General features: G+C 62.6%; 18 protein-coding genes and 2 pseudogenes. 13 read left to right on the top strand and 7 right to left on the bottom strand.

All coding sequences use genetic code 11. From position 1 onward, the window contains the following. The 6 genes and pseudogenes from HFGMBDPB_RS12340 to HFGMBDPB_RS12365 all read left to right on the top strand — a co-directional run. The coding region (locus HFGMBDPB_RS12340) for an RHS repeat-associated core domain-containing protein (RefSeq protein WP_212645497.1) at positions 1-1,619 on the top strand (1,619 nt) is incomplete at its 5' end. Between the two features lie 58 nt (positions 1,620-1,677). Continuing rightward, positions 1,678-2,256 (top strand): tetratricopeptide repeat protein, encoded by a 579-nt coding sequence (locus tag HFGMBDPB_RS12345; protein ID WP_212645498.1) that lies wholly within the window; start codon positions 1,678-1,680, stop codon positions 2,254-2,256. Between the two features lie 145 nt (positions 2,257-2,401). Next, a pseudogene (locus tag HFGMBDPB_RS29700) lies at positions 2,402-2,950 on the top strand (RHS repeat-associated core domain-containing protein); the annotation flags it as partial. A 108-nt stretch (positions 2,951-3,058) separates the two neighbouring features. Continuing rightward, the gene (locus HFGMBDPB_RS12355) at positions 3,059-3,502 is read left to right on the top strand and encodes an Imm58 family immunity protein (RefSeq protein ID WP_349305372.1); all 444 of its coding nucleotides are present in this window, start codon (positions 3,059-3,061) and stop codon (positions 3,500-3,502) included. 104 nt (positions 3,503-3,606) lie between these two features. Further along, positions 3,607-3,912 (top strand): hypothetical protein, encoded by a 306-nt coding sequence (locus HFGMBDPB_RS12360; protein WP_212645499.1) that lies wholly within the window; start codon positions 3,607-3,609, stop codon positions 3,910-3,912. A 440-nt stretch (positions 3,913-4,352) separates the two neighbouring features. Then, positions 4,353-5,216 (top strand): DUF4034 domain-containing protein, encoded by an 864-nt coding sequence (locus HFGMBDPB_RS12365; RefSeq protein WP_212645500.1) that lies wholly within the window; start codon positions 4,353-4,355, stop codon positions 5,214-5,216. A gap of 68 nt (positions 5,217-5,284) precedes the next feature. On the opposite strand, the gene HFGMBDPB_RS12370 is transcribed toward HFGMBDPB_RS12365, so the two are convergent. Continuing rightward, positions 5,285-6,613 (bottom strand): sulfatase family protein, encoded by a 1,329-nt coding sequence (locus HFGMBDPB_RS12370; protein ID WP_212645501.1) that lies wholly within the window; start codon positions 6,611-6,613, stop codon positions 5,285-5,287. An 85-nt stretch (positions 6,614-6,698) separates the two neighbouring features. Beyond that, on the bottom strand, positions 6,699-7,676 hold the full coding sequence (locus HFGMBDPB_RS12375; protein WP_212645502.1) for a tripartite tricarboxylate transporter substrate binding protein: 978 nt from the start codon (positions 7,674-7,676) through the stop codon (positions 6,699-6,701). Positions 7,677-7,778: 102 nt separating this feature from the next. Here HFGMBDPB_RS12375 and HFGMBDPB_RS12380 point away from each other — a divergent pair, with 102 nt between their 5' ends. Beyond that, positions 7,779-8,294 (top strand): MarR family winged helix-turn-helix transcriptional regulator, encoded by a 516-nt coding sequence (locus HFGMBDPB_RS12380; protein ID WP_016448606.1) that lies wholly within the window; start codon positions 7,779-7,781, stop codon positions 8,292-8,294. Between the two features lie 58 nt (positions 8,295-8,352). Beyond that, positions 8,353-9,336 carry an alpha/beta hydrolase gene (locus tag HFGMBDPB_RS12385; RefSeq protein ID WP_034397791.1) on the top strand — a complete coding sequence of 328 codons (984 nt, stop codon included), beginning with the start codon at positions 8,353-8,355 and terminating at the stop codon, positions 9,334-9,336. A 13-nt stretch (positions 9,337-9,349) separates the two neighbouring features. On the opposite strand, the gene aldA is transcribed toward HFGMBDPB_RS12385, so the two are convergent. From aldA to HFGMBDPB_RS12405, 4 genes are read right to left on the bottom strand one after another with little or no spacing between them, the layout of a single operon-like run. Further along, entirely contained in the window at positions 9,350-10,783 is a 1,434-nt protein-coding gene (gene aldA / locus HFGMBDPB_RS12390; RefSeq protein ID WP_047219370.1) for an aldehyde dehydrogenase, read from the bottom strand. 16 nt (positions 10,784-10,799) lie between these two features. Further along, entirely contained in the window at positions 10,800-11,609 is an 810-nt protein-coding gene (locus HFGMBDPB_RS12395; protein WP_212645503.1) for an HpcH/HpaI aldolase family protein, read from the bottom strand. A gap of 11 nt (positions 11,610-11,620) precedes the next feature. After that, positions 11,621-12,808: an L-rhamnonate dehydratase gene (rhmD, locus tag HFGMBDPB_RS12400; protein WP_016452099.1), complete on the bottom strand. Its 1,188-nt coding sequence runs from the start codon at positions 12,806-12,808 to the stop codon at positions 11,621-11,623. A gap of 29 nt (positions 12,809-12,837) precedes the next feature. Then, positions 12,838-14,133 carry an MFS transporter gene (locus tag HFGMBDPB_RS12405; protein WP_034368750.1) on the bottom strand — a complete coding sequence of 432 codons (1,296 nt, stop codon included), beginning with the start codon at positions 14,131-14,133 and terminating at the stop codon, positions 12,838-12,840. A 205-nt stretch (positions 14,134-14,338) separates the two neighbouring features. Between HFGMBDPB_RS12405 and HFGMBDPB_RS12410 the strand changes: the two genes are divergently transcribed. From HFGMBDPB_RS12410 to HFGMBDPB_RS12430, 5 genes and pseudogenes are all read left to right on the top strand, one after another. Further along, the gene (locus tag HFGMBDPB_RS12410) at positions 14,339-15,358 is read left to right on the top strand and encodes a LysR family transcriptional regulator (protein WP_034368751.1); all 1,020 of its coding nucleotides are present in this window, start codon (positions 14,339-14,341) and stop codon (positions 15,356-15,358) included. Next, positions 15,355-15,537: a hypothetical protein gene (locus HFGMBDPB_RS12415; RefSeq protein ID WP_212645669.1), complete on the top strand. Its 183-nt coding sequence runs from the start codon at positions 15,355-15,357 to the stop codon at positions 15,535-15,537. Before HFGMBDPB_RS12410 ends, HFGMBDPB_RS12415 begins: the two co-directional genes overlap by 4 nt. A 164-nt stretch (positions 15,538-15,701) precedes the next feature. Beyond that, positions 15,702-16,685 (top strand): annotated as a pseudogene (locus HFGMBDPB_RS12420) (YifB family Mg chelatase-like AAA ATPase); the annotation flags it as partial. Between the two features lie 661 nt (positions 16,686-17,346). Then, a complete protein-coding gene (locus HFGMBDPB_RS12425) occupies positions 17,347-17,874 on the top strand; it encodes a hypothetical protein (protein WP_050042366.1) in 528 nt (175 codons plus the stop codon). Beyond that, positions 17,867-18,223: a hypothetical protein gene (locus HFGMBDPB_RS12430; protein WP_050042368.1), complete on the top strand. Its 357-nt coding sequence runs from the start codon at positions 17,867-17,869 to the stop codon at positions 18,221-18,223. The genes HFGMBDPB_RS12425 and HFGMBDPB_RS12430 overlap by 8 nt, the downstream gene beginning before the upstream one ends. A 237-nt stretch (positions 18,224-18,460) precedes the next feature. Here the strand turns inward: HFGMBDPB_RS12430 and ligD are convergent, their stop codons facing one another. After that, entirely contained in the window at positions 18,461-21,874 is a 3,414-nt protein-coding gene (gene ligD / locus HFGMBDPB_RS12435) for a DNA ligase D (protein ID WP_154833160.1), read from the bottom strand. Positions 21,875-21,877 lie beyond the last annotated feature (3 nt).

The raw sequence follows: 21,877 nt of genomic DNA on the forward strand, positions 1-21,877 counted from the left end.
AACTGCTGCGCTACGGCTACGACAGCGCCGGGCGCCTCAGAGCGGCCACCGACAGCCAGGACCCCCAGACCACCGCCCGCTGGCAGATCGACCCTGCCGGCAACCGCCTGCCAGCACTCGGTGCACCCGGTGCACCGGGCCAGACGAACACCCAGGACAGCTGGGCCGCCCAGGTCCACGCCCACTGGCGGCACACCGACTTCAACCTCATGGGCCTGGGCCACCTTGCAGGCCAGCGGCAAGGCCCCGTGCAGCGCTGGGAAGACAACCGCATCGGCTTCAGCGAAGACCGCGTCTGGCGCTACGACCCCTGCGGCAACCGCATCGCGCAAATGCATGCAGACCACAGCCAGCAGCAACTGCACTACGACGGAGCACACCAACTCATCGCCGTGCGCAGCAGCCAGATCCAGGGCAACGCCGAGCAGTTGCGCCACCACAGCCGCTACACCTACGACGCCCTGGGCAGGCGCCTGAAGCAGCAAGTGGAAAGCGCGGACTCCACAGAATCCACCCGCACCCACTACTACGGCTGGGACGGCGACCGCCTCATCCACACCGAACGCCTGCAGCATGGCGATGACACGCGCCACATAGAACACACCATCTACGAGCCCGGCAGCTTCACCCCCCTGGTGCGCCTGAGCACCACGGCCAGCGGCGACCCCCAAGACGAGCCCCACCTGCTGGTGCAAGCCATCGCCGCAGGCCTGCCTGACCCGGACGACCCCAACCACGCGCCGGCCCTGGCCCTGATGCAAACCATGCTCGACGCCATGCCGCGCGACATGCAGCAAGACGCGGCCCACCACCTGCGCCACACACTGGAGCACGGCCTGCCGCCCAGCGCCCAGGCCATGCTGGGCGAACAGGCCGAAAGCACCACCCGCCTGCTCAGCGGCATGCAGGCCAAACTGCAGGACCAGGAAAAAGAACAGCACGCCCGCATCGCCATCCACCACTACCACTGCGACCACCTGGGCACACCCATGGCCCTGACCGACCAACGGGGGCTAGTCACCTGGGCGGCCAAGCTGGACCCTTGGGGCAATGTGCTGCAGGAGTACAACCCGCAAGGCATCCACCAGGCGATCCGGCTGCCAGGGCAGCACCATGACAGGGAAACGGGGCTGTATTACAACCGGCATCGGTATTACGATCCGGTGGTGGGGAGCTATATCAATCAGGATCCGATCGGGTTGATGGGCGGGGTAAACTTGATTAAATATCCATTTAATCCAAATGCGGATATTGATCCATTTGGCTTGTTCGGGTTTGGAAATATTTTTGAAGATGCAAAGAAAATGTGGGAAGTAAAGGAAAAGGGTGATCAAATAAATGATGCAAAAGAAACGGCGGATCTAGTGAAAGAGATCGGGAATAAAGGGCGTCGACGCAGAGAGCTTCAAGATAAGATATCGAAATGCATACTTGCTGTCCCTGATGTTCCAAAGGGGTGTGAGGATTTGTCTGCTATGGAGAAAGAGATTGATACTCTAATGAAGGAAGGCGTTAAGGATGTCGGGAAAGTCGCAAAAGACGCTATAGAGAATACGCCTGGAACCACAGCGACTGGACCTGTCTCAAATCCTAAGATACCAATTAAATTCCCTTGGTGATAGTATCTTATTAAAGTAAGACAATTTCATTGGAAATAAATTTATCTCATGGAGATTTATGCCGTTTCAAAGAAGAATATTGTTACTAGTAATTTCTTCACTTTTCCCTTTTTTGTTTGTTTTGCCGTCGTTTGCGCAGAAGAAAGAAGCCTTATGTCAAAAATATGCAAGATCAATAGAGGAACTGAAAATAGCGGCCTCTGACGGGGATATCCATTCTCAACTATGCCTTGGTGAAATTTATTTAAATGATGAAGGCAGTTATCGAGACTATAAAGAAGCTTTTAAATGGTTTTTTTTGGCCGCGAGTAACGGCGATGCGAATGCTCAGTATATCGTGGGTGTTTTGAATGATGACGGGAAAGGTGTCCCTCGAAATTTTAAAGAGGCATTGAAGTGGTATACATTATCTGCCGAGAACGGAAATCAAAAATCTCAGTTAATGATGGGATTAATTTACAAAGAAGGCGAAAAGGTTAAGAGAGATTACAAAGAATCAATGAGATGGTTTCATCTCGCTGCGGCGCAGGGAAATAGAGATGCACAATTTCAGCTAGGTTTGATGTATGGGCTGGGGCGCGGTACTCCTCAAGATTCAAATGAGGCAAGAAAGTGGTTTGATTCTGCAAAAAGGTGATTTATGTCAATGTTGCCGGTAAACTCGCCAACAAATGAAAGAAGCGCAATATCTCTGTAGATTTTTCTCACATTGCTCATGACCTGCAGTTCGTCCTCACGCCGATACAAGAAAATGTGGTGCTGCACCGTCGATGCACTTCCTCCAGGACGACCCCAGCCACACGCCAGCCCTAGTCCTCATGAAAACGATGCTCAGCGCCATGCCGTGCGAGATGCAGCAAGAGCCTACCTGGCACCTGCGCCACACCCTTGAGCACGGCCTGCCGCCCGGCGCCCAGGCCATGCTGAGCAAATAGGCCGAGGGCGCCGCACGCATGTTCGGTATGCATGCAGGCCCAACAGCAGGAGCAGGCCAAAGCGTAGCAGTCGCGCATCGCCATTCACCGCTACCACTGTGACCATCTAGGCACACCCATGGCCCTGACGGACCAGACAGGCCAGGTGGCCTGGGCCGCAAAGCTGGGCCCTGAGGCAATGTGCTGCAGGAATACAAGCCGCAGGGCATCCACCAGGCGATCCGACTGCCGGGGCAGCACCATGACAGGGAGACGGGGCTGTAGTACAACCGGCATCGGTATTACGAGCCGATGGTGGGGAGCTACATCAATCAGGATCCGATTGGGTTGATGGGAGGCAATAATCACTATATCTACCCTGTAAATCCCACGGGGTGGATAGATTCGTTAGGCTTACAGCAAGCCTACGTTGTTAATTTTCCAGATTATCCGGTGGAGTACGCCGAAGGTAAAACAAGCACGTGGCTTGGTGGGCATAGTGGTGTGTTGACATATGATACTTCAGTGAAAACACAATACTTTGAATACGGTATATACAACCAAAATGCAAAAGGAATTATTGGCTCTAAACTACCCCAAGACGACGGGCAAGAGATGCCGCCAAAGCAGGTCAATAATTTTATGAAAATAAACAAATCATTTATCTTGATAATTGCGCTAATTTTGGTGATTATTTATTTGGCATACTCGGTTGTCGACAAATCAATAACATTATCTTACTCAAATCAAGGGTGTGAATCATCGCGCGCAGATATTGATAATGTAATTTCACTCATCGAGCGCGAATGGAGAGGAATGAATATGGAGCAGATTGCATATAAGCTAAAGAATTCATCCATCAATAAAAAAGCAGTTAACCCTCAAATAAAAATGGAAAATGATCTAATATGGTACGGTGATGTTAGATTTATTTTCTCTTCGGACCGATTGGTAAAAGTTGAATATTAAAAATAATATGGAATTTCCTGGGGTCAACTTCTGAGAGCGACATATGAGGCCCTTTTGGGCAACGACAGCGTTATTACAGGGTCTGCCTGGTGACGAAAGGGCAGATGGAAGCATTACTCTACGGCAAAGGCACAGACGATGTTGATGGGGGGAACATCCGTCGGATATCAAACATGCACATGTTCAACTACATGCACGAAGAATCAATTGTGATGAAAATATACAAAAATGAATATGGAATGTTAGTTATGATAATAGGTGTTTTAACGGCTGTCGTCGGTGGCATTCTGGCTTTTTTATGGTTACCGCGAGGCGGTGCCGTTGTTGGTTTGATTGGAGCTATTCTTGGAATTTTAGTGTTGATTATTCATTTTTCAACAAACGCCAAAAGCATATTCGGCAGCGATTAATTTAATCCATGGGATTTAATTAATATCGCGAATAGCTCTTGAACCCTTCATTGCTTCAGCGATTGCTTTCCTATTATCTATTCATGAATCAATCTAATTCCATAACTGATTTTACGGAATAATGACTAGGGTATTTGCAATATTATTTTACATCACGCTATTTCTTCTTATATCTTCTAACTTATACAATTCCAAGTTCAGTCTTATTGGGAATTTATTTCAGACTGCAGTTTTCTTCGCATTCTTGTACGAGCATGGCTACAAGCTCTTCTGGAAGAATGGCGATGCAATAATGTTCCTTGCAGCATATCTCCTTCCATTTTTTATTGTTCTGCTTCTATTTCTCACGGCACTTTGATTTAAACAGGAGTTTGGAGAAATAAATATTGACTCATTAGTTTTAAGTCATTAAATAACACAACCATTTCCAAGAGGGACACATGACCGCAAAACCCACCCAAACCCTGATCCGCATCCTGCTCGCCACCCTGTCTCTCTCCGCAGCCACTGCCACCTATGCCGCGCAGTGCCCGCTGATTCCCGATGGCAATGCCACTCTGGAAGAGTCCGAGAGAGCTGCACTGCTCAGCGAGTTCAAGTTCGAGGCGCTGGACAAGGAACTGGCCCGCAAGCACAAGAAGAATCTTTCTTCCTCGGGCGGGGACTTGTTGACCATGCGGGATCTGCTGGGACTGCAGCAACTGAGCCTGCAGGAAGAGAACGTGATACGCATGTGGGCGGATCAGCAGCCCAAGTCGTTCTTTGCCCAGCTCAATGCGGGCCTCTATTACGGCAACAAGGCATTTGGCGCCCGTGGCGAGGCGCCGGCCTCCAGGGTGACGGGCAGCCAGTGGAACACTGTCAAGCAGCTCAGCGCGAAGGCCCAGCCGTATCTGCAAAAGGCCATGGCGCTGGATGCCCGCTCGGCCTTGCCGCAGACGATGCTGATTGGATTGGCCGCGATGGAAAACCAGGTGGGTGGGCGTACTGCGGCGCAGTGGCTGCAGGCGGCCGATCAGGCCGATCCCAAGAACCTGGCGGCCCGCGTCAATGCCCTCAATTACCTGAGCCCGCGCTGGGGTGGGTCCTTGGAGGGCCTGGACCAAATGGTGTCACAGGCCGTGAAGTCGCTGCCATCGGCCAGCGCCGGCTATCTCCAATACAACCTGGTGCTTGCCAAGGCCAGCCATTACGAAGTCATGGAGAAGGACAAGAGCAAGGCCCAGGCCCTCTACAAACAGGCCAAGGACATGTGCGAAAACTCGGAGGCCGCACGGGCGGGCATGGTCAGGACGTACCAGTAATCAGGAAACAAGGCAGGCCCAAAGGCCTGCCTTGTTTTATCGCCCACAGCCTGCGGGCACACACACCCTCAAAACGTCGCCGAAGGCAGATCCTGCCGACTGAACACCAGCGACACCTTGGCTTCTTCCGGAATGGGCGGCAGTGAAGCATCCCATTGCTGCCAGGCTGCGCGCAGCTCAGCCAGGCGCTGGGGCTCGCGGTCGCGCAGGTTGGCGCGTTCGCGCGGGTCCTGGGCGACGTTGAAGAGGTATTCCACGCCTTCGATCTGCAGGTATTTCCAGTCGCCGCGCACCAGGGCGCGCTGGGCGCGGTGCTTCATGCGCCAGCACAGGTCGCGCTCGGGGTTCCAGGTACCGTCTTCCATCAGGGGCAGCAGGCTGACGCCGTCCAGCGGGTAGTCGGCGTGGCCGTCCACGCCCGCGGCGGCCAGGAAGGTGGCCGACCAGTCCATGGTCAGGTTGGGCGTGTCGCTGACGGCGCCTGCCGGCATGCGGTCAGGCCAGCGAGCCAGCAGGGGCACGCGGATGCCGCCTTCGAGCAGGTCCATCTTCTGGCCGATGAAGGGCCAGTTGTTGGAGAAGCGTTCGCCGCCGTTGTCGCTGGTGAAGACGATGAGCGTGTTCTCGGCCATGCCCTTTTTCTCGAGCGCGTCCAGCACCCAGCCAATACCTTCGTCCATGTGGTGGATCATGCGCTGGTAGGTCTCGATGGTGCCGCCGTCGGTGTGCTTGCCGAAGCCGCCGATGCGCCGCGATTCCTCCAGGTCGTCGCGCGTGAGCCAGGGCCAGTGCGGGGCGCTGTAGTGCAGGGACAGGTAGAAGGGCTTGTCGGCCGTCTGGCGCTCGACGAAGTCCACGGCGCGGCGGCTCAGCAGGTCGGTGAGATAGCCCTCTTCCTCGTGCGGCTCCTCGTTGATCCAGAAGTCGGGGCGGCCACGCGGGTCGCAGTGGGCGAAGTAGTCGGCGCCGCCTGCGTGAAAGCCGTAGAACTCCTCGTAGCCCGACATGCGCGGGCCGAAATGCGGCGGGTAGCCCAGGTGCCATTTGCCGACCAGGGCGGTGGCGTAGCCGGCGTCGCGCAGCAGGGAGGCCACGGTGGGATGGTCGGGCGGCAGGCCCAGCACCTTGTCGCCGTGGACGCTGGCGATCGGCTCCTCGGCCGCGCCGCGCAGGCGGTACTGCCAGCGGCCCGTGGCCAGGGCAAAGCGTGTGGGCGAGCACACGGCCGAGTTGGAATAGCCGCGCGTGAAGCGCATGCCCTGCGCGGCCATGGCGTCCAGGCGGGGCGAGACATCGGTGGCGCGGCTGTGCGCATCGCGCGCGCCCGTGCAGCCGAGGTCGGCATAGCCGAGGTCATCGGCCAGGATGAAGATCAGATTGGGGCGCTGGGTTGCCATGGGAGCCAGGAGACAGTGGATGCGTTGGGAAAGGGAGTATCGCCAAAACGGCGGTGCCTCAGGGCCACAGGCCCTGGTGGCGGCTTCAGTCGTTGGTCAGGTGGATGCGCTTGACCAGGGCGGCCCACTGCGCGGACTGTCCCTCGGCACGCGCCTGGGCCTCGGCCACGGTGGAGCCGACCATCTCGATGTCCAGGGCCTTGGCGCGTTCCTTTTGCTCGGGTGCGCGGATGGCTTCGTTCATGGCGTCGACAAAGCGCTTTTGCACGGCAGGCGGCACGCCCTTGGGTGCGGCCAGCAGGATCCAGAAGGTGCCGTCGAACTCGGGAAAGCCCGACTCGGCAATGGTCGGCAGCTCGGGCGCCAGCGCCGAGCGCGTCTTGCCCGAGGTGGCCAGGGCGATCAGCTTGCCGCTCTGGACCTGGGGCAAGACCGTGGGGCCGGCCAGGAAGCCGCAGTCCACCTGGCCGCCCAGCAGGTCCTGCATGGCCGGCGCGGGGCCCTTGTAGGGCACATGGACCATCTTGGCGCCCGAGGTGGCCAGCAGCGATTCCATGACCAGGTGGCCCGGCGAGCCCGCGCCGCCCGAGGCATAGGTCAGCTCGCGCGTCTTGCTGGCGGCCACCATGTCCTTGACGGACTTGAAGCCCGTGCCCGGGCCGCAGACCAGGGTTTGCGAGAAGCGCGCGGCCACGACCAGGGTTTCCAGCGCGTCGGCCTTGTAGCCCATGTTCTTGTAGACATGGGGGTTGACGGTGAGCACGGGGTCCATGGCCCACAGCCAGGTGTAGCCATCGGGCGCGGAGCGCGCGACCTCGGCCGCGCCGATGTTGCCGTTGGCGCCCGGCTTGTTGTCCACGACCACGGCCTGGCCCAGCGCCGCCTGCATGGCGGCGGCCAAGGGGCGCAGCGAGATGTCGGACGGGCCGGCCGGCGGATTGGGCACGACGATGCGGATGGGCTTGGCCTTGGGCCATTCCTGGGCCAGGGCGGGCGCCGCGCACAGGCCGGCGGCGACCAAAGCCAGGGCGGCACGCGCCAGGGCTGCGAGGGGGCTGGGCATACTTGTCTCCTTGTCGTTGTCTTGCGGCCAATGTACGCAGGCCGCCGACAATGCATCTAATCCATCATCCCTAGCGTAAACCCGAAACCGGCCCGCGAGTCCATGACCGACCTCCACCGCTGGCGCCACCCCGCCGTGCTCGACGACATGTTCCTCTACCACCTGGCGCGGCTGCAGGCGGCCGCTGGCAGCCGCGTGGTGCGCCTGTGCGAGGGCCGCTACGGCATCACGCGGCGCGAGTGGCGCATGCTCTGCCTGCTGGCCGAGGCCGGGCAGCTGCAGCCCTCGCAGCTGGCCGAGCAGGCGCAGCTGGACCGCACGCGCACCTCGCGCGCGGTCACGGCGCTGCTGGCCAAGGGCCTGGTGTGGAAAGAGAGCCAGGTGGGCGATGCGCGCCGCGCACTGCTGCGCCTGAGCGACACGGGCCGCGCCCTGCATGCCGAGCTGTTCCCGCAGGTGCAGGCCATCAACCGCGAGCTCATGGACGCCGTGCCCGAGCCCGAGCTGCAGGCCATGGCCAGCGCCTTTGCGCGCATCCGCGCCCGGGCGCGGGAGCTGGAGGCCAGCAGCCCGCCGCCCAAGGCGCCGCGCAACCGCAAGCGCGCGGCCTCGACCTGACAGGGCCGACAGACAAGCATGCTCCAATGGCACGCAGATCAACTCTGCGGCCCTGCCCATGAAAGCTCTACTCCTCGGCCTGGCGGCCGCCATCTGCGCAAGCACCACCATGGCCGCACCGGCCACGGCCGTCCTTGGCGAAAAGCCGCTGCAGGCAACGGGGCCACTTGACCCACTGCGGGGTGTTCTGCTGACGCCGAGCCAAAGCGCGCCGCCGGTCGTACTGATCGTCCCCGGCTCAGGCCCCACCGACCGCAACGGCAACAGCCCGTTCGGCCTCAAAGCCTCGACCTACCAACTGCTCGCACAGGAACTGGCCACCCAGGGCATTGCCACCGTACGCATCGACAAACGTGGCATGTTCGAAAGCTACAAGGCCGTGGAGGACCCCAATGCCGTGACCATCCAGGCCTATGCCGAAGATGTGCACCACTGGGTGGACGCCATCCGCAGCGAGACCGGTGCCCAATGCGTCTGGGTGCTGGGACACAGTGAAGGTGGACTGGTCGCTCTGGAGGCTGGTCAGGGCCGCTCCGATATCTGCGGACTGATATTGGTAGCAGCTCCTGGTCGCCCAATGGGGCAGACGCTTCGGGAACAGCTCAAGGAAGACCCCGCCAATGCACCGATCCTGGACCAGGCGTTACCGGTCATCGATGCTCTGGAAGCAGGCAGGCGCGTGGATACCCGCCAGATGGACAGGCCGCTCAACACCATGTTCCATGCCAGCGTACAAGGCTTTCTCATCAACACCTTCGCGCTGGACCCCGCTCGCCTGATAGCGGGCTATTCCAAACCCGTGCTCATCATTCAAGGTGAGCGCGACCTGCAGATCAAGCCAAAGGATGCTCAGCGTCTGGCCAAGGCTGCACCGAACGCCAAGCTTGTGCTGTTGCCCGCCACCAACCATGTGCTCAAGAAGGTGGAGACCAACGATCGCGCTGCCAATCTTGCAACCTATGACAAGGAGGGGCTGCCGCTAGTGCCCGGGGTTTCCAGCACCATTGCCCGGTTCATAACGTCAGCCACCGTGAAGCGATAGGCGAGCCGTTGGCTCACCCCTGCAGGTACACCACGTGCGTGTGCGTGTACTCGTACAGGCCGTGCTTGCCATCAGCCCCGCCCACGCCCGACTTGCGCACGCCCGCATGGAAGCCCTGCATGGCCTCGAAGTTCTCGCGGTTGATGTAGGTCTCGCCGAAGTCGATCTCGCGCATGGCCTGCATGGCCTTGGACAGGTCGCGCGTGTACAGAGAAGAGGTCAGGCCGTACTCGCAATCATTGGCCAGGGCGATGGCCTCGTCCAGGTCCTCCACCACCTGGATGGGCAGCACGGGGCCGAAGATTTCCTTGCGCATGATCTCCATGCCGGCATGGCAGCCGGCCAGCACCGTGGGCTGGAAGTGAAAGCCCGCGCCCAGGTCTGCGGCCTGCCCGCCCGTGACCAGTTGCGCGCCGTCGGCGATGGCCTGGCGCACCTTGGCCTGCACGCTGTCCAGGCCCTTTTGGTTGATCAGCGGGCCCATTTCCACGTCGGGCCGCGCAATCGGGTCGCCGTAGCGCGTGGCTGCCATGGCCTGGGCGATGCGGGCCGTGAACTCGTCGGCCACCTGGCGCTGCACGTAGACGCGTTCGGCGCAGTTGCAGACCTGGCCGGTGTTGATGATGCGCGAGTCGCGGATGGCGCGCACGGCCAGGTCCAGGTCGGCATCGGCCAGCACGATGGCCGGGGCCTTGCCGCCCAGCTCCAGGTTGAGCTTGGTGATGTGGGGCGCGGAGGCTGCGGCGATGCGCTCGCCCGTGGCCACGCTGCCCGTGAAGCTGACCATGTCCACGCCCGCATGGCCGGCCAGCGCAGCGCCCGTGCCGCCCTGGCCATAGACCACGTTGAACACGCCGGCCGGCAGCTCGCACTGGGCCAGCAGCTCGGTGAAGGCGTGGCAGTTGATGGGCGTTTCCTCGCTGGGCTTGATGACGATGGTGTTGCCCGTGAGCAGGGCCGGCGCCATCTTGCGGGCGATCAGGAAGAAGGGGAAGTTCCAGGGCAGGATGCCCGCGACCACGCCCAGCGGCTTGCGCAGCAAAAAGATCTGCTCGTTGGCCCGGTCGCTGGTGATGACCTCGCCCTCGATGCGGCGCGCCCATTCGGCCATGTAATCCAGGTAGTCGGCGGTGAAGTTCACCTCCACCTCGGCCAGGCCCAGGACCTTGCCCTGCTCCTCGGTGATGGTGCGCGCAATGCGCGCGGCGTTGTCGCGGATGCGGGCCGCCACGCGGCGCAGGTACTGCGCGCGCTCCACGGCCGGGCGGCGCGCCCAGGCCTTGTGGGCGCCACGCGCGGCGGCGATGGCGCGGTCCACATCGGCCTGGCTGGACAGGGGCGAGCGCGCCAGCACCGCGCCCGTGGCGGGGTTGGTCACCTCATGCAGTTCGGCGCTGTCGGTGAAGCTGCCGGCGATGAAATTGCGCAGCACGGGAAGGGATGCCATGGAGTTCTCCTTGGGTTCAGTAGGTGCGGGATGCAGGGGCCGCCTGGTCCGTGGCTTGCGTGGCGCGATAGCGCCCCAGGTTGGCAAGCGCGGCCTGGCGCAGCAGGCTGATGTCTATGCCCACGGCGATGAAGCGGCAGCCCCAGTCCGCATAGCGGCGCGCATCCTCCTCGCGCGGCGCGAGGATGCCGCAGGCCTTGCCGGCGGCCAGCGTGGCCTGGACGGTGCGGCGTATGGCGTCCTGCACCTCGCCCTGGCTGGAGTCACCCGCATGGCCCATGCCCGTGGACAGGTCGGCCGGGCCGATGAAGACGGCGTCCACGCCATCGACGGCCGCAATCTCGGCCGCATGGGCCACGCCCCGGGGCGATTCGATCTGCACGATCAGGCACAGCTGCTCATGCGCCGTGCGGATGTAGTCGGGCACGGCATCCCAGCGCGTGGCCCGCGTCAGGCCGCCGCCCACGCCGCGCACGCCGTGGGGCGGGTAGCGCATGGCGCGCACCAGCTCGCGCGCCTGTTCGGCCGTCTCCACCATGGGCACCATCAGCGTCTGCACGCCCACGTCCAGCAGCTGCTTGATGAGCACGGTGTCGCCCTGCACGGCGCGCACCACCGGGTGCGTGGCATAGGGCGCCACGGCCTGCAGCTGGCCCAGCAGCGTGGGCACGGTGTTGGGGGCATGCTCGCCATCGACCAGCATCCAGTCGTAGCCCGTGGTGGCGATGATCTCGGCCGCATAGGGCGTGGCAAAGCCGGCCCAGATGCCGTACAGCGGCTCGGCGCGCCGCAGCGCGGCCTTGAAGGGGTTGGCAGGCAGTTGCATGGCGGGCTCCTTCAGTGCGTGTACGGGCGGTGCAAAGCGCACTCGGGATTGAGCTCCACGCCGAAGCCAGGCCTGTCCAGCGCCGACAGGCGCATGCGGCCGTTGACGGGCACGGGCTCGCCCAGCAGCTGCGGATGGAACATGGGCACGACCTCGTCGGCCTTGGGGGCCATCATCAGGAACTCGGCAAACGGGCTGTTGTGGCGCGTGGCCACGAAGTGGTAGCTGTAGACGCTGGAGCCATGCGGGATGACCAGGGCCTGGTGGGCATCGGCCAGGGCCGAGATCTTGAGCAGCTCGGTGATGCCGCCGCACCAGCCCACGTCGGGCTGGATGATGTCGCAGCAGCCCATCTCCAGCAGCTGGCGAAAGCCCCAGCGCGTGGCCTCGTGCTCGCCCGTGGTCACCAGCATGCCGGTGGGCACGTTCTTGCGCAGGGCCGCGTAGCCCCAGTAGTCGTCGGGCGGCAGGGCCTCCTCGATCCACTTGAGGCCATGGGCCTGCGCACCCTGGGCCAGGCGCGTGGCGTAGTTCACGTCCAGGCTCATCCAGCAGTCCAGCATGAGCCAGAAGTCCGGGCCCACGCGCTCGCGCATGGTGGCCAGCTCCTGCAGGTTGCGGCGCAGGCCCTCCTCCCCTTCGGCCGGGCCGTGGTGCAGCGGCATCTTGCCGCCGATGAAGCCCATCTTCTGCGCCAGGTCGGGCCGCGCGCCCGTGGCGTAGAACTGCAGCTCGTCGCGCACGGCGCCGCCCAGCAGCTGGTGCACTGGCTCGCCGCGCACCTTGCCCAGCAGGTCCCACAGCGCCAGGTCCACGCCCGAGATGGTGTTGATGACGATGCCCTTGCGGCCGTAGTACAGGGTGGACAGGTACATCTGGTCCCAGATGCGCTCGATGTCAGTCACCCGGGCGCCTTCGAGGAAACGCGCCAGGTGCTTTTCGACGATGTAGGCCGCAGGCTCGCCGCCCGTGGTCACGGCAAAGCCCACGCGTCCGGCGCTGTCCTCGATCTCCACCACCAGCGTGCCCAGCACGTTGATGCCGAAGCTGCGGCGGCTTTGCCGGTACTCGGGGTACTTGGCCATGGGCGTGGCGATGTGGTCGTCGATCCAGTGGCCGTCGGACTGGTCGTGGTAGTCGGCGCCGCCGCCCTTGAGCGTGAAGGCGCGCACCTGCTTGATGGTGGGGATCTGTGTCATGGGATGGTTGTGCTCCGTGTGCAAGTGGTTCAGGCGGCCGACGGTGCGGCCAGGGCCGGCGCCAGGCGTGCGCGCACGCCCAGCACCAGGGCCGCAGCCAGCAGCGTGGTGCCGGCCAGCAGGTACAGGCCGGCCGCCGGGGAGTGGAAAAAGCCCTCGGCCCAGTTCTTGACGATGGGGGCGATGAAGCCCCCCACGGCGCCGAGGGAGTTGATGAAGGCGATGCCGCCAGCGGCCGCAGCGCCGGCCAGCGTGTTGGCGGGAAAGGTCCAGAACACGGGCTGCACGGCGATGAAGCCGGCCGCCGCCAGGCACAGCGCGGCCACACCCAGCAGGGGGCTGGAGAAACTCACCGATGCAGCCATGCCCACGGCAGCCATCACCAGCGTCAGGCTGGCGATGCCGCGCGGCTGGCCTGTCCGCTCGGCATGGCCCGGAATCCACCAGGCGGCCAGCAGCGCGCACAGCCAGGGAATGGCCGAGACCACGCCCACCAGCAGGCCCACCTTGGTGCCCAGCAGGCCCGCCACTTGGCTGGGCAGGTAGAACACCACGCCATAGACGCTGGCCTGGATCAGCAGGTAGATCAGCGCCAGGTAGAGCACGCGCGGCTGGCACAGCGCGGCCAGCAGGCTGTGGCCGTGGCCGCCCTTGGCGCGCTCTTCGCTGTCGAGGATGTCCTGCAGCAGCGCCTTGTCCTCGCGGCTGAGCCAGGTGGCGTCGGCGGGGCGGTTGTCCAGGTGGAAATACGCCCAGATGCCCACGGCCACGGCCATCAGCCCCTCCACCGCGAACAGCCACTGCCAGCCGTGCCAGCCGCCGATGCCGTCCAGCTCCAGCAGCAGGCCCGACAGCGGGCTGCCGAAGATGAAGGCCAGCGGCGCGCCGAAGTAGAAAAAGCCCATGGCCTGCGCGCGGTGCGCTGCCGGGAACCAGTAGGTCAGGTACAGGATGACGCCGGGGAAGAACCCCGCCTCGGCCACGCCCAGCAAAAAGCGCAGCACGTAGAACGTGGTCTGGTCGTGGGCGAACATCATGGCCGCCGACACCAGGCCCCAGGTGACCATGATCCGGCACATCCACATGCGTGCACCCACGCGGTGCATGATCAGGTTGCTGGGCACCTCCAGCAGCGCATAGCCCGCGAAGAACACGCCCGCGCCAAAGGCGAAGGCCGCATCGCTGATGCCGGTGTCGGCCTGGAAGGCCACCTTGGCAAAGCCCACGTTGGCCCGGTCCAGGAAGGCCATGATGTACATGAGCAGAAGAAAGGGCAGCAGGCGCCAGGAGATCCTGGCGAGTAGGGGAGCGGGGAGTTTTTTCATGACTTTCCTTGCAGGCAATGAGAGGCCGTCACGCCCGGTCGTCCGGAGCGCTGAAGGCGTGCTTTGATGAAGGTGCGAGCGCGGCCGCGGCGTTGGTGCCGGCCGCGTCGGCGCGTCATGAAACAGGCGATGGGCTGTGCATGTCTTGTCTCCTGGATTGGGTCTGTTTTTTCTTGTCGCAGGGCCAATGTACGGCGCATGATCGATGCTCAACAAATCGAATTTCGGTCACATCCGATACCTTGCGCTTATGCCTGACAAGCCGCCCGAATCCACCCCGCCCGTGCTGCACCGCAGCCTGCTCAACCGTTTGCGCTACAAGCACCTGCACATGCTGGTGGCGCTGGGATCGAGCCTGAACCTGCACCGCGCATCGCTGAGCCTGGCCATGTCCCAGCCTGCAGCCACGCGCATGCTGCGCGAGATCGAGGACATGTTCGGCTGCCAGCTCTTCGAGCGCCTGCCGCGCGGCATGCGGCCCACGGCGCTGGGCGCGCAGCTGGTGCGGTTTGCCGAGGCCTCGCTCAACAGCCTGGACCGCTGCGCCGAGGACCTGGCCGCGCGCCGCCAGGGCGGCTACGGCTACCTGTCCATCGGCACCATCATGGGCGCAGCACCCGACCTGGTGATGACTGCCGTGGCCCGCATGAAGGCGCAAAGCCCGCAGTTGCGCCTGCGCATCATGGGCGACACCAGCGACCAGATCCTGCGCCTGCTGGACCAGCGGCGCATCGACCTGGCCATTGCACGGCGCAGCCCCACGGCAGACAGCAGCGGCTACGGCTTCGAGGAACTGGGCAACGAGCGGCTGCTGCTCGTCGTGCGCAGCGGCCATGCGCTGGCGCGCCGGCGCAAGCTCGACTGGGAGGAACTGGTGCGCGACTGGCCCTGGATCCTGCAGCCGGCCACCAGCCCTGCGCGCATCGCGCTCGACCAGCTGCTGCAGCGCCTGGAGCTGCCCGCGCCGGCCGACATCATCGAATGCAGCTCGGTGTACTCCATGCAGCAACTGGTGCAGCTGACCGATGCCGTGATGCTGCTGTCCGAATCCGCGCTCAAGGACTATCTGCGCATGGGCCTGGTCAGGGCGCTGCCGGTCTGCATCGACGTGCCCATGGCGCCCTTCGGCATCCTCACCCGCACCGATGACGCGCCCACGCAGGAGCAGCAGCGCTTTATCGCGCTGCTGCGTGCGCAGGCCCGGGGGCTGGCTCAGGCGGGTTGAGCCAGCACCGCACGCGTTTCGGCCTGCAATCTCGCATGGCGCATGGCGCAGGGGAATGGCCGTTGCCGGGCCTGCTCGGCGGCCTGCTGTCGCGCGGCTTCGGCTTCAACACCGGCGTGCAGTTCATGGGCTACTACACGGCCGTGCTGAGCGTTCCGGCGCTGGTGAAGCTGTTCTGATTTTTGCGCTGCAAGGGTCAGAACATTCTGAGATTTGGGTTCAGCGCCGCGCCCGCCGCCCACAAGGCCCAAGGCCGTTGCCATACTGGGTCACCGAGGCCGCCGCACCGCTGGCGGCTTCTTCCTTTGTGTGGCTTTGTCTCTGTCGTTCCTGCGAGGTGCCCATGGGTCTGGCCCTGGTTCAAAGTCGTGCGCTGCTGGGGCTGGCCGCCCCGCGTGTCACCGTGGAAGTGCATCTGGCCAACGGCCTGCCGTCGTTCACGCTGGTGGGTCTGGCCGATGTCGAGGTCAAGGAAGCGCGTGAACGCGTGCGCTCGGCGCTGCTGAACTCCGGGCTGGAGTTCCCGAGCAACAAACGCATCATCGTCAACCTGGCGCCCGCCGACCTGCCCAAGGATTCGGGGCGCTTCGACCTGCCCATTGCGCTGGGCATTCTCGCGGCCAGCGGCCAGATCAATGGCGATGCGCTGGCCGACTACGAATTCGCGGGCGAGCTGTCGCTGTCGGGCGCGCTGCGGCCCGTGCGCGGCGCGCTGGCCACGGCCCTGGCCCTGCACCGCCAGCAGGACGGCGCCCGCCTGGTGCTGCCGCCGGGCAGCGCGCAGGAGGCGGCCTTCGTGCCGTCGGCCCAGGTGTTCTGCGCGCACCACCTGCTGGACGTGGTGCGCCGCTTCATCACACGCTCGGCCAATGCCCTGGTGCAGGCGGAGCAGGACACGGACGATGCCTGCTGCAGCGACGAAAGCGAGGACACCGAAGAGACCGACGAAACCGACGCCTTGCCGGCAGCAGGCGACACCCAGACATGCTCCGGCCCGGGCTGGCATGCGGTGCAGCCGCAGCCCGCCGTCGCCGTGCGCAGCAGCCTGGACCTGGCCGAGGTGCGTGGCCAGGCACAGGCGCGGCGCGCGCTGGAGATTGCGGCGGCCGGAGGCCACGGCCTGCTGCTGGTGGGGCCGCCGGGTTCGGGCAAGTCCATGCTGGCCCAGCGCTTTGCCGACCTGCTGCCGCCCATGAGCGACGACGAGGCGCTGGAAGCCGCCGCCATCGCCAGCCTGGCCGGCCGCTTCACGCCCGAGCGCTGGCGCCAGCGCCCCACGGCCAGTCCGCATCACACGGCCAGCGCCGTGGCCCTGGTCGGAGGAGGCTGTGGATTCCACCAAAAGACTGAACTACACAATAAAATTCTTAACTCGGGCGGAAGCCCACAGCACATTAGTTTTCCACACTGACCTGCTGTTTTTGCGGGGCAGCCGCGATGGACTGCGGCGAAGCGTTGCCTGCAGGCACATAGAACTCGCGGCGGTGCGTTGCCTGCAGGCACATAGAACTCGCGGCGGTAGGGCTGAGCTGGTCACCAGGGGCTGCCTGGCGTGAGTGGGTCCCACGCATCGAGACCACCCGAGGCCTCGGCGTCGAAGGCATCCACGCTGAGCTGGCCGTACAGGGCGAATGCGCTGGGTCGGGCGCGAACGAGGAGCGAAGCCTCGGACGTTGATCAATGCGGAGTGGGTTCGAGTGCTCCGCCGCCCTACCGCACTGGCGCACTGGCGCGATGAGGGGTGAGCATCGTTTGGATGGCTCAAATCGAGCCTGAGTGACGCGCTCCCGGGGACTTCGCGGCCACCATGCTGCTCCCTACAGGGAGGCTTATTCAAAACACCGAGGGCGCTGAGCGCTCCGTAGAAAGGCTCGCCCTCGCACAAGGACAGCTGTCGCCCAGGAGCGGGCGCCTGCTAGGTTTGCGAGCTATCCGCTCTGTTATCGTAGAACTTCTGATGCTTATCTACAGATAACGGTATACACAACATGCCCGATACGATCACCTTACTGGGGAAACGCGGCGAGTACGCAATTGGGAGCCAGCTTTTACGCCCGTTAAAAGACGGGTCTCACCCGATATTTGATCCGTGCCACCTTGGGGAAAAGGCGGAGTTACTCGACTTCGTAGTGCGGCTTCAAGAAGACGGACATCCTTTTGGTCCCTATTTTTTCTTGCAGGTTAAAGCGACCGGCAACAAACCTGAAGGAGGTTCCATACGCGCGGATTTCTCTCAAGAGGAAGTCACACGAGCCCAAGCAATGAAAGCTCCTGTCTATGTCGCGGCGGTAGATGCATCCGAATGCAATCAGGAGAAGATCTACATCCAACCGATTTACAACGGAAGGAAAAAAGGGATATCTCGAATAAAAACGTCGAAGCCTCTTGCTGATGTGAATGTGCTTCTGGCACTCTACGAAGAGGTAAAGGCACATTTTGAGTGCTCAACGGCGACGTTCAATGCCCCTTCGGGCCATCAGGAAGAGATCGGTGATGAGGAGCAAGGCAATGGATGAGCGTAGTGCAGATCGATTCGCGACGTCTCTTGTTGCGCTTAGCTTGATCAGAGCTGGCTTTGAGGTCAGAGAGTCCGTGCGGTTTGGATCGAAAGTAATTGATATTCTTGCCAACCGGTTCGAAGACGACGGAAGTGAAACTATATTTGGAGTCGAATGCAAGTGGGTACGATTTCTCAACAACCTGCACAGAGAGAACTACTTCGCCCAAGCAAGCGCTTTAGCACTAAATAGCTTTCCCATCGAAGTCGCCGTCGTTATCGGTGACGGTGCCCAGATTCGCGTGACACCCGCCCTCCAAAAGCACATGGTTTTCGATGCCTCCGAGATGACTGTTGAACCCTTATAGGCGGAAGATATGCGAAGGCTTTTATCGCTGAGCGGCTGACTCTCAGTAGGTCAGAGCGCATTGCCGAACGTCCGCTCAGGGTCGATTGCTGGCCGACACGAACGACCACTGATAGGTCGCTCATTTTTGTCGCGCTGCCCCATCAAGTCTGCCCTCCGGCGACAGACCACACCCAGCCCAAAGCCGACGTGCTTGGCAGGTGGTCCCCGATCCAACGGCATCACGGCTCACGCCTCCCTATGTTCCAGCGAGTATTTTTATGGCACTGTCGACTGACTGCCGCTTCCTCCAGAATTCCCTCCAGGGATCTTCCTGCTGAAAACTCAAATACTCCCGCGCCGTCGCAATTGTCCACTGCGCGCCGCCCTTGAGCTCCTTGAGCTGCTCCCAACCCACCGGCATCGAAACCCCCAACCCGGGCCGCGAGCGCGCTGAGAAGGCGCACGCGGTGGTCTGCCCATGGCCGTTGCGAAGGTAGTCGATGAAGATTCTCCCGACGCGGTTTTTGCCGCCCATCACAGAAACGAACCGGCTTGGGATCACCCGCGCCATGTGCTTCACCACGGATTGCGAGAACGCTTTCACCTCGGTGTAGTCGCGCTTGGGCGTGATCGGCACCACTATGTGCAGTCCCTTTCCACCGCTGGTCTTGAGCCAGCACTCCAGGCCCAGCTCGGCGAGCATCACGCGGGTGAGCTGCGCGGCCTCCTGAAGCATCGGCCAGGTGACACCCTCTCCAGGATCAAGGTCCAGCACGAACCGGTCCGGCTGGTCGATGCGGGCGACCTTGGAGTTCCACGTGTGGAACTCAACCACGTTCATCTGCGCTGCCGCAATCAGCGCGTTTGCGGAGTTCACAGCCAACAGCGCCTCGTGACCGGGCCACAGGGCGGGGTCCAGTTCCTTGAGCCCCGGCATCTTGCTTTCTGGGTGCTTCTGAAAAAACAACTGCCCCGTAATCCCGTTTGGCGCTCGGACCAGCGATGCTGGCCGATCCTTGAGATGGGGCAGCATCCACTCGGCAACGCTTTCGTAGTAGCGCACAAGATCAATCTTGCGCAATCCCGTGGTGGGGTCAATCACCCGGTCGGGATGGGTGATCTTGACCTTGGAGATCGTCTGCGCTGCCTTGGACTCTGTCGCAACGGGGGCAAGCGCTGAGGCGGCTGGGTTCTTCACGCGCTCGCGGATGATCATCTTCGCCGGCTTGTCCGTGCGGATACCTCGGAACACCGCGTGCCGAATGCGTTTGTCGGGGGTCCATTCCCCAAACGCCACCTCCACCACCAGGGAGGGACGGACCCACCGCTCAGCACCGACCTTGCGCTTGGACCACCGGCCCGGCTTGAACTCGGCTGCGTCCAGAGGCGGGTCCGGAACTTCGAGCTTCACCAATCGGGCATGCAGTTCGGCCCCCGTCGAGGAACCCCATCCCGTGCCGACGGATCCGGCCGCCACAAGCTTCCCCTCCTCGTGATAACCCAGCAGCAGACTACCGACCTCTTTGGCAGCGCCAGTGCGGTCGGTGAAGCCCAGAACCACGAACTCCTGCCTGTGCTGGCACTTGAGCTTCATCCAGCTGTCGGTCCTCCCGGATTCATACGTTGCATCCGCCCGCTTGATCATCAGGCCCTCTAGCCCCATGTCGCAGGCGGCGCCCAAAAGCTGGGAGGGCGCGACCTCGAAAGCCTGGCTAAACCGGACGGTGCTGCTCTCGCGTTTGTCGAACAGCTCCTGGAGCAGCTGCCGCCGCGCTACCAGCGGTACGCTGCGAAGGTCCTGATCGCCCAGGTAGGGCACATCGAACACGAACATCACGATTTCCCGCGTGCGAGCGTTGTCAATCGCGTTCTGAAGGCGGTTGAAATCCGGGATACCGGCGTCATTCAGCACCACGATTTCCCCATCCAGCCAAGCGCGGGTCAGGCCAAGCTCCGCGATGCAATCGGCCACCTGCTGCAGCTTCTCTGTCCAGTCATTACCGTTGCGCGTATAGAGGCGAACCTCGTCTCCTTCCACGCGCGCAAGAATGCGATAGCCGTCGAACTTGGTCTCGATGATCCAGTCGCCATCAGGGACCGACGACACCAGCGTGGCGAGTTGCGGCTCCAGCTTGGCAGGAAGGCGGGACTTTTTGGCGTTCGCCAGCGGTTGAAATGTGGCGCCAAGTGCGGATCCCGTCGTGCCAACGACCGGCTCACGTTCCTCCGCGAGTCCCAGCGGCGTCTCGACCACGCTGTCGGGCAGCGCGGCGATGACGTCGTACTCTGTGCTCGGCCGTGCCCAGGCGTCGCCGCGTTTCTTGAACAGCATCCACTGATCCTGCTTTTTCTCGCCAGGCTTCGAGATGCGCACAAGTTCCCAAAGACCCGCAAGCTTTTGGCCGTGGAGGTGGAACATGATTTTGCCCTTGGCCAGCCCGTCGCGAGGATCGCCCACGGGCTCCCACGTTCCGCGGTCCCAGATGAGGACCTTGCCGGCGCCGTACTCGCCTTTCGGAATGGTCCCCTCGAAGGTGTTGTAGTCGGTGGGGTGGTCCTCGACATGAATGGCCATGGACTTGACCTTGGGGTCGAACGATGGACCTTTTGGTACCGCCCAGCTCACCATGACGCCGTCCATCTCCAGCCGGAAGTCGTAGTGCAGACGGGACGCCCAGTGTTTCTGGATCACAAACTGCAATGGCTCCGCCGCGCCCTTTGCGCGACGAGGGAGCTTCGCAGCAGCGCCGGGGGGTTCGGAAGTCTTCGTGAAATCGCGCTTGGCCTTGTACTGTGCGAGCGGTTCGGGAGTGGATGGGGGTTTGGCTTTCGCCGTCCTCTCGGCCTTCTTCGTGGCAAGCGATTTCTTGACAGCTATGGTCGGTTTGCGCACCGCTCGTGCTTTTTCGACAGTGAGCTCCGCCCACACCGGGGCATGGTCGCTCGGACTCTCCTTGCCGCGCTCCTCGCGTTCCACTCCCGCGTCCAGCAGCTTCAGCGAGTGTCCAACGAGAATGTGGTCGATGCGCAGCCCGGCGTCGCGTTCCCACCGCTTGCGCCGGTAATCCCAGAACGTGAAGGGCACCTTGCGATGGACCTTGCCGATGGCATCCGTCCAACCTTGCGCCAGGATGCTGGCAAAGGCGGCACGCGCCTCCGGCTGCAACAGCGCGTCATCGCGCCAAGTATCGGGTTTGTAGATATCTGCGTCCGTGGGCACAACGTTCCAGTCACCCAACAGCACCACAGGGTGCCCGGAATGCCAGAGCTCCTCGGTCCGGCGCCGTAGGCGCTCGAACCAGCGAAGCTTGTAGTCGAACTTGGGGCCCGGCTGGGGATTGCCGTTGGGCAAATACAGGCAGGCAAACAAGATCCCCGTGATGGCCGCCTCCAGGTAGCGCGCCTCCTTGTCTGTCGAGTCACCAGGCAACGCCGTGACGATGGGCAGAGGGTCCGCATTGCGGCTCAGTATGGCAACGCCGTTCCAGGTGCGCTGCCCCACCACCAAGCTGCTGTACCCGGCCTCCTGCAGCGCGGCGGTCGGAAAATCAGCCGTCGGGCATTTGATTTCCTGCAGCGCGACCACATCGGGCTGGGTGCGTTGCAGCCAGTCCACCAGCAGCGCTAAACGCTTGTTGACGTTGTTGACGTTCCACGTCGCGACGCGCACAGG

It is taken from the genome of Delftia sp. PE138 (assembly GCF_018320755.1).
Taxonomy (GTDB): Bacteria; Pseudomonadota; Gammaproteobacteria; order Burkholderiales; family Burkholderiaceae_C; genus Comamonas; species Comamonas tsuruhatensis.